The organism is Shewanella sp. Arc9-LZ, from assembly GCF_010092445.1.
GTDB lineage: Bacteria > Pseudomonadota > Gammaproteobacteria > Enterobacterales > Shewanellaceae > Shewanella.
Genome location: NZ_CP048031.1, coordinates 1,007,512 through 1,020,505 on the forward strand (window position 1 = coordinate 1,007,512; position 12,994 = coordinate 1,020,505).

12 protein-coding genes are annotated in these 12,994 nt (G+C 41.5%); 8 read left to right on the forward strand and 4 right to left on the reverse strand.

Annotated features, from left to right (window positions below):
- Positions 1-46 precede the first annotated feature (46 nt).
- Positions 47-1,012, reverse strand: a complete 966-nt coding sequence (locus GUY17_RS04380) for a 2-dehydropantoate 2-reductase (RefSeq protein WP_162022420.1) — start codon at positions 1,010-1,012, stop codon at positions 47-49.
- Between the two features lie 131 nt (positions 1,013-1,143).
- On the opposite strand from GUY17_RS04380, the gene GUY17_RS04385 reads away from it, so the two are divergent.
- Both GUY17_RS04385 and GUY17_RS04390 read left to right on the forward strand, forming a co-directional pair.
- Positions 1,144-2,457, forward strand: a complete 1,314-nt coding sequence (locus GUY17_RS04385) for an amidohydrolase family protein (RefSeq protein WP_162022421.1) — start codon at positions 1,144-1,146, stop codon at positions 2,455-2,457.
- 385 nt (positions 2,458-2,842) lie between these two features.
- Positions 2,843-3,808 carry a GGDEF domain-containing protein gene (locus GUY17_RS04390; protein WP_162022422.1) on the forward strand — a complete coding sequence of 322 codons (966 nt, stop codon included), beginning with the start codon at positions 2,843-2,845 and terminating at the stop codon, positions 3,806-3,808.
- 203 nt (positions 3,809-4,011) lie between these two features.
- Here the strand turns inward: GUY17_RS04390 and GUY17_RS04395 are convergent, their stop codons facing one another.
- The gene (locus GUY17_RS04395) at positions 4,012-4,458 is read right to left on the reverse strand and encodes a MarR family winged helix-turn-helix transcriptional regulator (protein WP_162022423.1); all 447 of its coding nucleotides are present in this window, start codon (positions 4,456-4,458) and stop codon (positions 4,012-4,014) included.
- A 204-nt stretch (positions 4,459-4,662) separates the two neighbouring features.
- On the opposite strand from GUY17_RS04395, the gene GUY17_RS04400 reads away from it, so the two are divergent.
- From GUY17_RS04400 to GUY17_RS04415, 4 genes are all read left to right on the forward strand, one after another.
- Entirely contained in the window at positions 4,663-5,691 is a 1,029-nt protein-coding gene (locus GUY17_RS04400) for an NADP-dependent oxidoreductase (protein WP_162022424.1), read from the forward strand.
- A gap of 43 nt (positions 5,692-5,734) precedes the next feature.
- Positions 5,735-6,412: a type 1 glutamine amidotransferase domain-containing protein gene (locus GUY17_RS04405; RefSeq protein ID WP_194956143.1), complete on the forward strand. Its 678-nt coding sequence runs from the start codon at positions 5,735-5,737 to the stop codon at positions 6,410-6,412.
- A gap of 130 nt (positions 6,413-6,542) precedes the next feature.
- Positions 6,543-7,163, forward strand: a complete 621-nt coding sequence (locus GUY17_RS04410; protein ID WP_162022425.1) for a glutathione S-transferase family protein — start codon at positions 6,543-6,545, stop codon at positions 7,161-7,163.
- Between the two features lie 223 nt (positions 7,164-7,386).
- The gene (locus GUY17_RS04415; RefSeq protein ID WP_101085931.1) at positions 7,387-7,986 is read left to right on the forward strand and encodes a hypothetical protein; all 600 of its coding nucleotides are present in this window, start codon (positions 7,387-7,389) and stop codon (positions 7,984-7,986) included.
- On the opposite strand, the gene GUY17_RS04420 is transcribed toward GUY17_RS04415, so the two are convergent.
- Both GUY17_RS04420 and GUY17_RS04425 read right to left on the reverse strand, forming a co-directional pair.
- The gene (locus tag GUY17_RS04420) at positions 7,976-8,809 is read right to left on the reverse strand and encodes a TIGR03899 family protein (protein ID WP_101085930.1); all 834 of its coding nucleotides are present in this window, start codon (positions 8,807-8,809) and stop codon (positions 7,976-7,978) included. The two genes, GUY17_RS04415 and GUY17_RS04420, sit on opposite strands and share 11 nt — an antisense overlap.
- Before the next feature lie 66 nt (positions 8,810-8,875).
- Positions 8,876-10,099, reverse strand: a complete 1,224-nt coding sequence (locus GUY17_RS04425; RefSeq protein WP_162022426.1) for an MFS transporter — start codon at positions 10,097-10,099, stop codon at positions 8,876-8,878.
- Positions 10,100-10,295: 196 nt separating this feature from the next.
- Here GUY17_RS04425 and GUY17_RS04430 point away from each other — a divergent pair, with 196 nt between their 5' ends.
- A complete protein-coding gene (locus GUY17_RS04430) occupies positions 10,296-11,699 on the forward strand; it encodes a hypothetical protein (RefSeq protein WP_162022427.1) in 1,404 nt (467 codons plus the stop codon).
- A gap of 56 nt (positions 11,700-11,755) precedes the next feature.
- Entirely contained in the window at positions 11,756-12,919 is a 1,164-nt protein-coding gene (locus GUY17_RS04435) for an imelysin family protein (RefSeq protein ID WP_162022428.1), read from the forward strand.
- Positions 12,920-12,994 lie beyond the last annotated feature (75 nt).

The window sequence follows — 12,994 nt, forward strand, 5'->3', positions numbered from 1 at the left end:
ATAAATTTACTTTTTTCTCGACAACGATATCGCGTACGGCATTTGGTTAATGTCGTTGTTCTAGTTGCTTTATTTTTTCTACTATCGATTGATTCACCGGTGTTTTTATACCGTATTTTTTCCCCATACTGACCACCGCGCCATTGATGTAATCGACTTCTGTTTTTCGTTTTGCTTGAATGTCTTCCCACATTGATGAGCGTGCTTTGGGATCGATGTCGAGCATTTGTTTAGCGACCAGATTAAACAACCCATTTGGTAGCGATAAAATGGTGGGTAACCAAGCGGGTTTGACCTTGGTGTATTGATGCAATGTAATGTTTGCCGCTTCGCATACTGCTAGCCATTCTTTCATTGCTTTGGCTAAAACTCGGCGATTTTTGTAGTCACTTAATTGCTGTTTAATCGGTAGGTCGGTGACCGCATTTAACGCATTATTGAGATTTAATAATAATTTACCGTAAATCATTGGGGTAAAGTCTGCTTCAATGTCGCAACCAAATCCGTGGCTAACCAGTGCGGATTGAATTGCGATGGTATGAGGGTTTGCTTGCAAGGTAAACACACCCTCTGTGCCTTTGTGAAACACAGCATTGGGCAGTTGCAGCACATTAAATGGCGTGATCCCTTGGAGTAAGCGGTAATGATCGAGCGAGTCTTTAATGCTGTCAAAACTGCCTAAGCCATTTTGCATAAATATAATGCTGCTGTTGTCGTGAGTAATCGCCATTAATTGATTGGCAATACTGCTAACTTGATGACATTTTAAGGTGACAAATACTACATCAAATTTGCCATTGATTGACGACTCTTGGTTGATATCGGTGATCAACGCTTGCGGCATAATCGTTTGTTTTAAGCCGTTATAATCGGTCAATGTAATGCCGTTATTGGCGATGATTTTTTGCTTAATTGCTGGGCGACAAATTAAGCTGGCCTGTAACCCTGAGATACACAACTGACCCGCTAAATAACAGCCTGTTGAACCCGCGCCAAAAATTGCAATATTCATTTTTTATTCATTCACTGTTTGTTAATGACGAAACGATTTTTCTAATACAATATTTTACTCTCTTGTAACATAACAGCATTTTTGGCAGTGTAGAAACTTAACCTCTTTCTCGTTATCAACAGTGAGCGTTCATGAATAATAATACTATTACCACCATCGCCTTAGCGGTGTTCGGATTAACGATGGCATCGACGGTGGTTGAGGCTGCCGATATTAACGTTATTTATGCTGGCACATTATTAACTACGCCAGGCGAGTCACCTTTAACTCAGCAAACTGTGGTGATAAAAGATGGGGTAATCACTTCTATCACTTCAGGTTATCAGTCTGCACCGGTGGTGGACGATAATGACAATGTTGAGATGATTGATTTAAAAAACAGCTTTGTTATGCCTGGGATGATGGATATGCATGTTCATTTACAGGGTGAGTTAGGGCCGAATAATGATCGTGACGCTTTGCGAATGTCGGATGCTGACGTGGCGATGCACAGTGCTTATTTTGCCAAGAAAACCTTGTTGGCAGGCTTCACAACGGTACGAGACTTAGGCGCGAAACCGGAACAGATTTATGCCTTACGCGACGGCATTAATAAAGGCTGGGTTGATGGCCCGAGAATTATTGCATCTGGTGGCGTGTCGGTAACGGGAGGCCATGGTGATGTTGATGGTATGAGCCCTGATTTACTTGATAAGTTTACCTCTAAAACCATTTGTGATGGGCCTTATGATTGCCGCCGCGCCACTCGTCGGGCGATAAAGTTTGGCGCTGATGTGATTAAAATCACCTCTACCGGAGGGGTGTTATCGGACACTAACACTGGTACGGGTCAGCAAATGGATGATGATGAGCTTAAAGAGGTGATTGATACTGCGCATGCCTTAGGTCGTAAAGTGGCCAGCCATGCCCATGCTGCTCAAGGTATTAATGCAGCGTTGCGCGCCGGTGTCGACAGTATTGAACATGGCAGTTACGCCGATAAAGAAAGTATTAAATTAATGAAAAAAAGCGGCGCGTTTTTAGTGCCAACATTGTTGGCGGGCGACACGGTAGTCAAAATGGCCAATACCGCAGGGGCTGACTTTATGTCTCCTGCCATAAAAGCCAAGGCAATACGTGTTGGTGGCGACATGATGCAAAACTTTAGTGCGGCTTATAAAGCTGGGGTTAATATTGCTTATGGCACCGACAGTGGGGTGTCACATCATGGTGATAATGCTAAAGAAGCTGTATTGATGAGCAAAGCGGGTATGAGTAATGAGGATATTATAATTAGTGCGACGATTAATTCGGCAAAACTGATTGATATGTCAGATAAACTTGGCACTTTGGAGGTTGGCAAATATGCCGACATCATCGCAACGCATAAAAGTCCTCTTGAGCAAATTGAAGCGTTATTAGATGTGTCATTTGTGATGAAGAGCGGAGTTATTTATAAGCGTTAATGTTATTTATTATTGTAGGTCAGTAGTATCGACAATAACTAACCTTAACGCTTGTTTTGAGTTGAGTTGAGGTTAGTTAGCAAAACAGTAGACAGTTTAATCACCGTTTATTAGCGGGAGCTAAGGTTAACTTGACTTGAGCCCCAATATTGTCGATTTCAACACGATAATCAGAATCTATATTGCGATATTTCAATAATATGCAACGCATTTCGGCGTTGAATCCAGGCATTCATTATTTGATTGTCACAATAGATCTTTTTATACTTGACCCTGTTTACTATACGGTATGGTTAACCGTAAGTAATAAGAGTATATTGTTGGATCTGCGTCATTAACATCATCAATGACGTATATGGATATAGATGGTAGCTAAGGAATGCTCATGTCGCTTGAAATCGTTGGATTATTGATTTTCATCTTATTGTTAATCATTGCTTTTTTACTGTTTTTTAACCTAAACCGATACCGTCAGCAACAAGCCAAAAAGATGATATTAGATACCTATGAGCTTATCCTTGATCAAGTTGATGCTTATATTTATTTAAAAGACACTCAATGCAAATATGTTTATGCGAATCAACTGACGCTTGACTACTTTGGTGTGACGCTTGAAAAGCTAAAGGGCACTTCCGATAGCGATTACTTTCCCGCGAATGTTGTAGATATTTTGCACGTGAATGACACTAAAGTGCTTAACTCGCAAAGTAAACTCTCTGACGATATTATTGTTGATACCCCAGCCTCGCTCATTGTATATCACGAAGTTAAACAACCCTTATATAACCATAAAGGCACATTAATTGGCCTCATCGGTATTTCTACCGATATTACCGCTGCTTATCATTTACGTTCAAAACTAGAGCGACTTGCTAATACCGATCCGTTAACGGGTTTGTTTAATCGTCGTTCATTTACGTCTTTTTGCGAACATGAGTTTTTTCGTGCTACTCGCTATTTTCAACCATTCTCGTTAATGATCATTGATATTGATTTATTCAAAAATGTGAATGATACCTATGGCCATTTAGTGGGTGATGAAGTGATTAAGCGCGTTGCCAATATATGCAATGAATATATTAGGGAGGCCGATGTATTGGCTCGAATTGGCGGTGAAGAGTTTGCTATTTTATTACCCGATACTGATATTGACTCTGCTTATATCTTGGCTGAACGGTTAAGAGAAGCTCAACAACAGTACGACGAACAAAAAGCTCCTTCGATAACCATTAGTATTGGCGTTGCAACCTTACGTTCTCAGGATAAAGCATTTTTAGAGATATTTAAGCGGGCAGATAAAGCGTTGTACTCATCAAAAAATATCGGTCGCAATAGTGTCAATGTCGCGTAATGGCAAGTGCTTGATAACCATTTCAGTCAGATGGCAAAGTGAGATTTAATCGCGTTTTATTCTCTTCAAACAATGCGGCGGCATCACGTAATCGTTTATAGACCTTAAAAATTGTTAATTTAAGTTGCGCGCAATTAGTTATCGTGATTATCATATAGCTAAGCAAAACAAATTAAACTCAAAATTTTGAGTCATTTTGTGCGTTAGAACTCAATATGACTAGGCAGTTTTAGCCTAAATTGATCCAGTTGTCGTTTTAGATCGGTGATTTCAGACATTTCGATACCGCATTGTTCAAGAATACATAGGTGGATTTGTTCTGCTTGGGGCTGCAGTTGATGACCTTTTTCAGTTAATTGCATGCACAAGGTCCGTTCATCTAAGGGCTCGCGAATGCGCTTTAGCAGGCCATCAGTTTCGAGACGTTTTATGACCGGTGTTAATGCACCCGATTGCTGCCCGAGTTTGCTGGCCAAGGTTTTTAAACTTAGACCATCTTGCTCCCAGAGGACTAACATCACCAAATATTGAGTGTAAGTTAGCCCAATAGAGTCTAGTAACGGTTTGTACAGTTGGGTAATAGCCAATGACGTTGAATAAACAGCAAAACACAACTGATTTTCGAGTAATAGATGTTTGTTTTTATTCATATCAATCGCTTAGCTCGCAAAGTTGTTGACCATATTTGAATTGATCAACTTAAGTAAAAGATCGTATTATTTGGCCTCGGTTGTTTATTGTACCAGTGTTTAGTTGATATCAGTATTACAGCGGTAATCAACTTTTAGCAACCGAGGTCATATTGTCTTCTCAAGTACCACTTTATGGTGCTTATGTTATTTAAAGGACACAAGATGAACACTCAAAATCGTCGTATAGTACTTGCCAGCCGTCCACAAGGTGAGCCAGTGGCTAATAATTTCCGTTTAGAAACCGTCAACAAACCTGTACCAGCAGAAGGTGAGGTGTTATTGCGCGCGGTGTATTTATCGCTTGATCCTTACATGCGTGGCCGTATGAATGACGCCAAATCATATGCAGATCCAGTAGCAATTGACGATGTGATGGTGGGCGCTGCGGTATCACAAGTGGAAGAGTCTAATCATCCTGATTATAAAGTGGGTGAGTGGGTGTTAGCGTTTGGTGGTTGGCAAGATTATTTAGTCTCTAATGGTGAAGGACTGATGAAATTGGGCGATAACCCAAGCCATCCTTCTTATGCGTTGGGTATTATGGGCATGCCAGGCTTTACTGCGTATATGGGGCTATTAGACATTGGCGCGCCTAAAGCGGGCGAAACCGTTGTGGTTGCCGCAGCTACTGGGCCTGTTGGCGCAACGGTTGGCCAAATTGCTAAGTTGAAAGGCTGTCGAGTTGTTGGTATCGCCGGTGGCGCAGAAAAATGTCGCTACGCAAAAGAAGTATTAGGCTTTGATGAATGTATTGACCATAAAGCGGCTGATTTTGCGCAGCAACTGACAGCCCATTGTGATAACGGCATTGATGTGTATTTTGAAAACGTTGGCGGCAAGGTGTTTGATGCGGTAATGCCATTACTCAACACTGGTGCTCGAGTGCCAGTGTGTGGCTTAATTTCTCAGTACAACGCAACTTCATTACCCGAGGGACCTGATCGTTTGTCATTACTGATGGGCACATTGCTGGTTAAGCGCATTAAGATGCAAGGCTTTATTATTTTTGACGATTATGGCGACCGCTATCCAGAGTTTGCCAAAGATATGGGCCAATGGCTTGGTGAAGGTAAGATTCAATATCGTGAACAAATTGTCGATGGTCTTGAAAATATGACTACAGCCTTTATCGGGCTATTAAAAGGCGAAAACTTCGGCAAGGTTGTCATTAAAGTAAACAATCCTCTGTAATCTAAGTGATTACAACTAAACATACAGTATTTAAGGAATCACTATGAAAGTATTAATGGTATTAACTTCGCACGATAAATTAGGCGACACTGGCGAGAAAACCGGTTTTTGGTTAGAAGAATTAGCGGCTCCATACTACGCATTTACCGATAAAGGTGTTGAGGTAGTGCTAACATCTCCTAAAGGTGGTTTACCGCCATTGGATCCTACAAGTGATAAAGTTGATTTTCAAACTGACTCTACGCGTCGTTTTACAGCCGATACTAAAGCGCAAGCATTACTAGCCAATACACTCACATTGGCATCAATTGACGTAGCAGATTATGACGCGGTATTTTATCCAGGCGGTCATGGTCCATTATGGGATTTAACCAATGACAAAGACTCTATTGCATTAATTGAACAGTGCTACAAAACAGATAAACTTTTAGGTTTAGTATGTCATGCACCGGCTGCACTTAAGTACCCTAAAAAGCCAGACGGAACGCCACTCGTTGCCGGTAAAAATGTCACTGGTTTTACTAATGGTGAAGAAGAAGCTGTACAGTTAACTAACGTTGTACCGTTTTTAGTTGAAGATATGTTGCAGCAAAATGGCGCGACTTATTCTAAGGGTGACGACTGGCATCCATATGCAGTAGTTGACGGTAAACTCGTTACCGGTCAGAACCCTGCATCGTCTGAACTAGTGGCAGAGAAAATGTTAGCTTTACTAAGCTAATCTGCTGTTTAGTTTAGTGGTTACAGTTAACTGTAACTCGAAATAACAGAATACGTAGATTGATAGAAGCAAATCCAGTGAGTTGTTCATTGGGTTTATTTTTTATCACTAACAATACAAGGATGGCTTAATGATTAAACTACATCATTTAAATAAATCACGTTCAAAACGCATTATTTGGTTATTAGAAGAATTGGGAGTGGACTATGAGCTGGTTGCTTACCAGCGTGATGCAACCACATTTTTAGCGCCAGAGTCGTTAAAAGCGGTTCATCCATTAGGTAAATCACCAGTATTAGAAGCGAGCGGTTATACCATTGCTGAGTCGGGCGCGATTACCGAGTATTTAATTCAAACCTATGGCGCTGATAAACTGATGCCAGCACTCGGCACAGCAGATTATATCGATTACTTACAATGGATGCATTTTGCTGAAAGCTCGGCTGCTTTGCCACTATTGCTGAGAATTTTTGTTAAAATGGATGGCGCAGAAACCCGTTTTATCGGTGGCTATGCCGATGCAGAAACGGCAAAAGTCATCAGCTATGTTAACGACCGCTTAGAAGGTAAGTCATACCTAGTCGGTAACCGTCTTAGCGGTGCAGATATTATGATGTCGTTTATTGCAGAGCTTGTTGGCCAAAACGGTGAGTTTGACAAGTATCCTAATATTGCTAAGTACTATCAACAACTAATGAGCCATGCATCGTTTAAAAAAGCGATGCAAATAGAAGCTGAACACGATCGATAATGATTAGATTGTATCGGCACTAAAAAGACGAACTGAGTTCGTCTTTTTTCATTTAGGTGTGAGTACTGTTCATTCACATCGTCTTATCCTTTGTGATGTTTTTTGCGCTGTCAGGCAAGCCTTGTGCATTATAAGTGGTGGCATATTTTGGTTAAAGTTTGTTCGCTATCATACTAAGGTGTTAGTATAGGGGTCGTGTTCGTGTGTAAAAAAAGGCTAGATTATGTCGACTTTATCTGATGAAGAGCTCGCTTATTTTAGCGGTGTATTTTCGCCGGAAGATGACAGTACCGATAATGCTTTATCGAGACATTCATTAAGTGTTGCGACTGAAATACCGCAAGTGCTTGCTCATATTTTGGGGAATGCCAAATTAACCTTATTGGCAGAAATTAGTTATTACCGTTTATGGTTTCCATTAACCTTAAAGCAAGATGAGCTTGGGCAATTTTTGCCTGAGTTGGGTATTCCTGAAGTGATTGATATGCGCGGCGGTGAACGTAGCTGGCGGCTCAATAATGTCAAAAATATAAAAGTCATTGATAACGATACGGCTAAATTTGTTGAGGTACTCTCTTTATCGAGTTCAGGCATGACCATTAAAGTGCCGCAAGAGCTTAACGATAAAGTGCCACGCTTAACACAGCTAATTTTACCTAATGGTGTGCACCTCGATATGGTGTTTGAACCGGTACGAACTGAAAATGGGGTAATGGCAGCAAAAATTAGTGCTGAAGGTGAATCCCGTGAAATATTGCGTCAATTTTTGTTTAGCGAACATAAGGCTAAGTATTCGCACCTTTACAAAAATATTAACCGCTAACCATAAAATCTTTGGCTAACATGGTTTTAACGGCATTGATAAATTCATCATCACTTTTTGCCTGAATTAATTGGCACAACTCATCACCTACAGTGGTAAATCGATAATACGTAAATAGTAAGTGCTGATGCTTAGGTTTGAGCGACAAAGTGGCATTACACATAGTTAACTGAATATGTTCACTACTGCTTAATAGTCCGGTTTCAAACTCGCTTTTATGTAAAATTCCCGCATCGACTAAGGTAAGAATACTCGAATAAGGTAAGCCGAATTGGGACAGGCCGAAGTTAGTGTGAGTATGCTTACGAAAATATTGTTTCATCCCACCATTAATACGATAACTACTGAGTAATTTAAATCTGGGCTCGGTATTAATTTTAACTGACATGCCTAAGGCTTTTTCAAATATCAGTGCTTCTCGAAACGTCAGTTGCAGTAATACCGCTAAAGTTCTAAGGCTAAAGTTACCTGGGTTAACGACTTCACTGGCTAAAATTCTGGCCCACAAATCCTGCATTTTACGGTTATGAATTTGTTCAGCCATTTGAAAAAATTGATAGCGCCAATCTGGATCTAATTCGACTCCTGTTACATCGGATGGTGTGTAATTGAGTGCTAAGGCAAAAATGCTTTCAAGGTTGGTCTGATGCTGGCTGAGTTGCTTGCGTTGACGGTGCTCAGCACGCTCGGCAACGGAGGCTGTTGAAGGGCGATAATCTTCCTCGCTGGCTAAGCCGATAATGCGCCCGAGTAATAAGGTTTTTTTGCGTGCGGACACTTGAGTATTGTCATCTTGTGTTGCCGTCACATCAATATCAGTCATCATTAACTCCCTTTATGCATTACACTTTCGCCATGTTTGTATGGTATGACATCTGTGCTAAATCTTTTAGTGTTTTGTCATTAACGGTGACCATAAGGCTTCTTTACCAGGCTCCGGATGACGCGGCACATTGAATGCTAGTGCGAGTGAGCATACGGCAAACCCAGTGCCTATGAAGAATACTGCTTTAGGCGAACTGAGCCATAAAATGCCTAATAAAACAGGGATAATTACCGCGGCAATATGGTTAATGGTAAAGCTGACCGACATGGTTGAAGCAATATCTTGTTTATCGGCAATTTTTTGAAAATAGGTTTTCATCGCAATCGCCATAGCAAAAAGCAGGTGATCAATCACATACAATCCAGCCGCAATATTGGCATCGCTGACATAAGCGTAACTACTGAAAATAATCACTAAGCCAACGTATTCGATAATTAACGCGTTACGTTCACCCATTTTTCCAATAAAGCGACCAATGGTGGGGGCAAAGAGTAAGTTAACGACATAGTTAATTAAGAATAAAGCGGTGATTTCAGACACAGAATAGCCAAATTTTTCAACCATCATGAAGCCAGCAAACACCATAAAAATTTGCCTGCGCGCTCCAGAGAAAAAGGTTAGTAAGTAATAAAGCCAGTAGCGTTTTCTCAGTATTAAGTGTTTGTGTTGAATGGAGCCTATGGCAAAACGAGGAAAATACACTGCCATAATGAACACCATAACTAATCCACATCCGCCAATAATGCTATACATCCAGATGTAATCTAGACTCAGCCAGTTCATTATTAACCAAATTGACCCATAGCCGACAAGTGCTGCAGCGGAGCGCCACGCTAACGCTTTGCCCATAAAGCCAGGTGCATCGGCTTTATCTACCCACTGTAACGTAAGCGATTGATTTATTGTCTCAAAATAATGAAATCCAATCGACATGAGTATCGTTGTTAAATACAACCCGATGACATCAGGAAACCAGCCGGTAATTCCCACTCCAATGCACAATAGTGCCAAGGATGATAAGGCAAAAGTTTGCTCTTTGATCAGCAGCAATACAAACACCGCGGTAAAAGCTAAAAATCCAGGTACCTCTCTTAAACTCTGCAGTAATCCAATCTCAGCGCCAGTGAATGCGGCGCGTTCAATAACAAAGTTATTTAACAAAGCCTGCCAAACTGCAAACACCATGGACATTACAAAGGTCATCCATAGCAGCAAATGTTGTGGATTAGTGCGCTCAATACGGGCCGATTTACCACTAAAGAGGGCAGTATTACTGATGTTTGACATTGAAAGTACTCGGTTTATAGGAGGTTTTTTGATTGTTGTTTTCCATAGTGACATAAAACAGTTTGTTAAGTGAAATGTAATTTAGTGTAAATAAAATTGCTAATCTTAATGTAAATTATAATGCGAATGGTTATCGTTTGATGTATGGTTGTTGCGTTTTTTGAGGGAGTATTAACGTGACGTGTCGGAGAAACAGATGAATAAAAAGTTAACCTTGTTGGCAGTATCTGTGGCAAGTGTATTGGGTTTGAGTGGGATGCCTAATGCTCAAGCTGCAACGAATACCGAAACATTAGCCAAAGCCATTGCCAAGCAAGAAGCTGAAATTACGATATTGAAACAGCAGCTTGCTACATTAGCAGCCGAACAAAAACAACAACAGCAGCAAAACAAACAAGTGGCGACTCAAGTTGACACTGTGGTGCAACAGGCCACTAAAGCGCAAGACCGATTGAGCCGTTTTAGCTTTAACTCATATGGCAGCGCTGTTTACACCAGTGATGAATATTTCGATAACGTACAAGATACATCCGCAGAGCGACGTAGTCGTACTGATTTAGAGCGGATTGTGACCGAGTTTGGTTATCAGTTCACTGATGATTGGAGTATGGAAGTTGAAATTGAATATGAGCATGGTGGCACTGGCACCTCACTAGAATATGACGGCTTTGATGAATTTGGTGAGTTTGAATCCGAAGTTGAAGCGGGTGGCGAAGTTGTCGTTGAAAAAGCGGAAATTCGTTACCGTACATCAAAAGCCTTTGGGGTGAAATTCGGTAACATTCACTTGCCTATTGGCTTATCGAGCATGTTACACAAACCTAATCAATATCTTACAGTGCAACGTCACAAGAGTGAAGCTGCGATGATGCCAACCGTTTGGAACGAAAATGGTATTGGTGTTTACGGAGAGGTTGCCGATTTTCATTATCAGGCACAAGTTGTCAGTGGGTTAAACTCTGAGTATTTTCGCACTTATGATTGGGTGGCATCAGGGCATCAAAAACGCTTTGAAGAGGTGAATGCTGACGACTTGGCATTTGCTGGCCGTATTGATTATGGCAATTTCAAAACAGGCAGTGCAGTCGGCGTGGCTTATTACTACGGTAATACCAGTGGTAATCGCCATAAGAGTAACAAACTCGATGTTGATGGTGCTCTTAGCATTGTGTCTGTTGCCGGAGCCTTTGTTGAAGGTCCATGGATCCTCCGCGGTCAATATTTATATGGCTCGTTAGACAATGCTGACGCTATTACCCAAGCTAACAAAACCACCCCAGGTTTACGTCCAGGTAATTTTGCCCAACTGGGTTCAGAGTCGCAGTCGTTCTTTGTTGAGGCGGGCGTCAAACTTGATGAATGGTTTGATATTCCGATGACCGTGTTTGCCAATATCGATTATTCCAATCCACTTATGGCCGTTGAAACGGGCACCGCAACCAAGCGTTATGAAAATACTTGGAGCAGTGTGGGTATTAACTATTTCCCGATACCTGAAATTGTGATTAAAGCCGAAGGTGGTCTTCATCAAGTGGCTGTTGCCAGTATTCCTGACACCAATTTCTTTGCTTTAGGTGTGGGATATCAGTTCTCGCTATAAGCAAATTTAATTTTTCGACCTATTTTTTGATCTGTTTTTTTACATGGAGTTTTATTATGCGTTTTAACTACACTGCAATCTCACTAGCACTCGTGGCAACATTATCCGCGTGTGGCGGTTCAGGCTCGGATGACACTAGCACCCCGACAACCCCAACTACACCTACAACCGGTTTTAGTTTTGTCGCGACAGAAATGATCACTAACTTAACCGATGATGTGATTGTGGCTGGTTATGCTGATTTAGCGGCAAAAGGGGATGCCTTATTATTGGCAACCCAAACCTTACTTACCTCAACGGTACAAGCCGATTTAGTGGCTGCACAAAATGCGTGGAAGTCGGCTCGTCAACCTTGGGAGCAAGGGGAGTCGCATATCTTTGGCCCAGTCGACTCATTGAGTATCGACCCGCATTTAGACAGCTGGCCGTTAAACACCACTGACTTACAAACCCAGTTAGCCAACAGTAATGGTTTTGATGCCGACACCATTAAAGGTTGGAATGATGATGTTCAAGGTTTTCATACCATGGAATATCTGTTGTTTGGCGATGGTGTTAACAGCAACACAAAGTTGATTGCAGATCTTAGCACCAAAGAACGTGAGTATTTAATCGCCTTAGCGGAAGTGTTCCGCGATTACACCGCGCAATTAGACGATGCTTGGCAAGTGAGCCATAACCCACAAGATGCTAACGCCAAACCTTATGCCGAGTTGCTTAAAACTCCTGGCGATGCCACTAACACTATTTACTCATCGCAGTTGGCAGTTATTGAAGAATTGATCAACGGCATGATTGGTATTGTCGATGAAGTCGGTAACGGTAAAATTGCCGATCCATTCGGAGAGTCATTAACTACGGCAGACACCTCTAAGGTGGAGTCGCAGTATTCATGGAACTCACTAACTGACTTTTCAAATAACATCATTGGTGTACGTAACGTTTATCAAGGTGAGTTTACGGGTGGTGCCGATAAGCAAGGTTTAATTGATTTTGTAACAGCAGCTGATGCGACTTTAGCTACGCGTGTCGCCAGCGAAATTGATGATGCCATTTTAAAAATTCAAGCCATTTCGGGTAGCACTAGCATGCCGTTCCGCCAAGCGATTCTCGATGCTGATGGCCGAGCTAGAACCCAGGTCGCTGTGGATGCATTAACAAAGTTACAAGCGACGCTGCAGTCAGATGTGCTGCCTTTATTATCTGATTGGAACTCATAATTTAGCTGTTACCGTCTCAATAAGGCCATGGAACGACCTTATTGAGAGGGTAAGTGTGACCAAAAAAATAGAGAC

Coding starts and splice junctions, on each gene's coding strand:
- GUY17_RS04380 (WP_162022420.1), bottom strand. CDS start 1,012: ATGAATATTGCAATTTTTGGCGCGGGTTCAACAGGCTGTTATTTAGCG.
- GUY17_RS04385 (WP_162022421.1), top strand. CDS start 1,144: ATGAATAATAATACTATTACCACCATCGCCTTAGCGGTGTTCGGATTA.
- GUY17_RS04390 (WP_162022422.1), top strand. CDS start 2,843: ATGTCGCTTGAAATCGTTGGATTATTGATTTTCATCTTATTGTTAATC.
- GUY17_RS04395 (WP_162022423.1), bottom strand. CDS start 4,458: ATGAATAAAAACAAACATCTATTACTCGAAAATCAGTTGTGTTTTGCT.
- GUY17_RS04400 (WP_162022424.1), top strand. CDS start 4,663: ATGAACACTCAAAATCGTCGTATAGTACTTGCCAGCCGTCCACAAGGT.
- GUY17_RS04405 (WP_194956143.1), top strand. CDS start 5,735: ATGAAAGTATTAATGGTATTAACTTCGCACGATAAATTAGGCGACACT.
- GUY17_RS04410 (WP_162022425.1), top strand. CDS start 6,543: ATGATTAAACTACATCATTTAAATAAATCACGTTCAAAACGCATTATT.
- GUY17_RS04415 (WP_101085931.1), top strand. CDS start 7,387: ATGTCGACTTTATCTGATGAAGAGCTCGCTTATTTTAGCGGTGTATTT.
- GUY17_RS04420 (WP_101085930.1), bottom strand. CDS start 8,809: ATGACTGATATTGATGTGACGGCAACACAAGATGACAATACTCAAGTG.
- GUY17_RS04425 (WP_162022426.1), bottom strand. CDS start 10,099: ATGTCAAACATCAGTAATACTGCCCTCTTTAGTGGTAAATCGGCCCGT.
- GUY17_RS04430 (WP_162022427.1), top strand. CDS start 10,296: ATGAATAAAAAGTTAACCTTGTTGGCAGTATCTGTGGCAAGTGTATTG.
- GUY17_RS04435 (WP_162022428.1), top strand. CDS start 11,756: ATGCGTTTTAACTACACTGCAATCTCACTAGCACTCGTGGCAACATTA.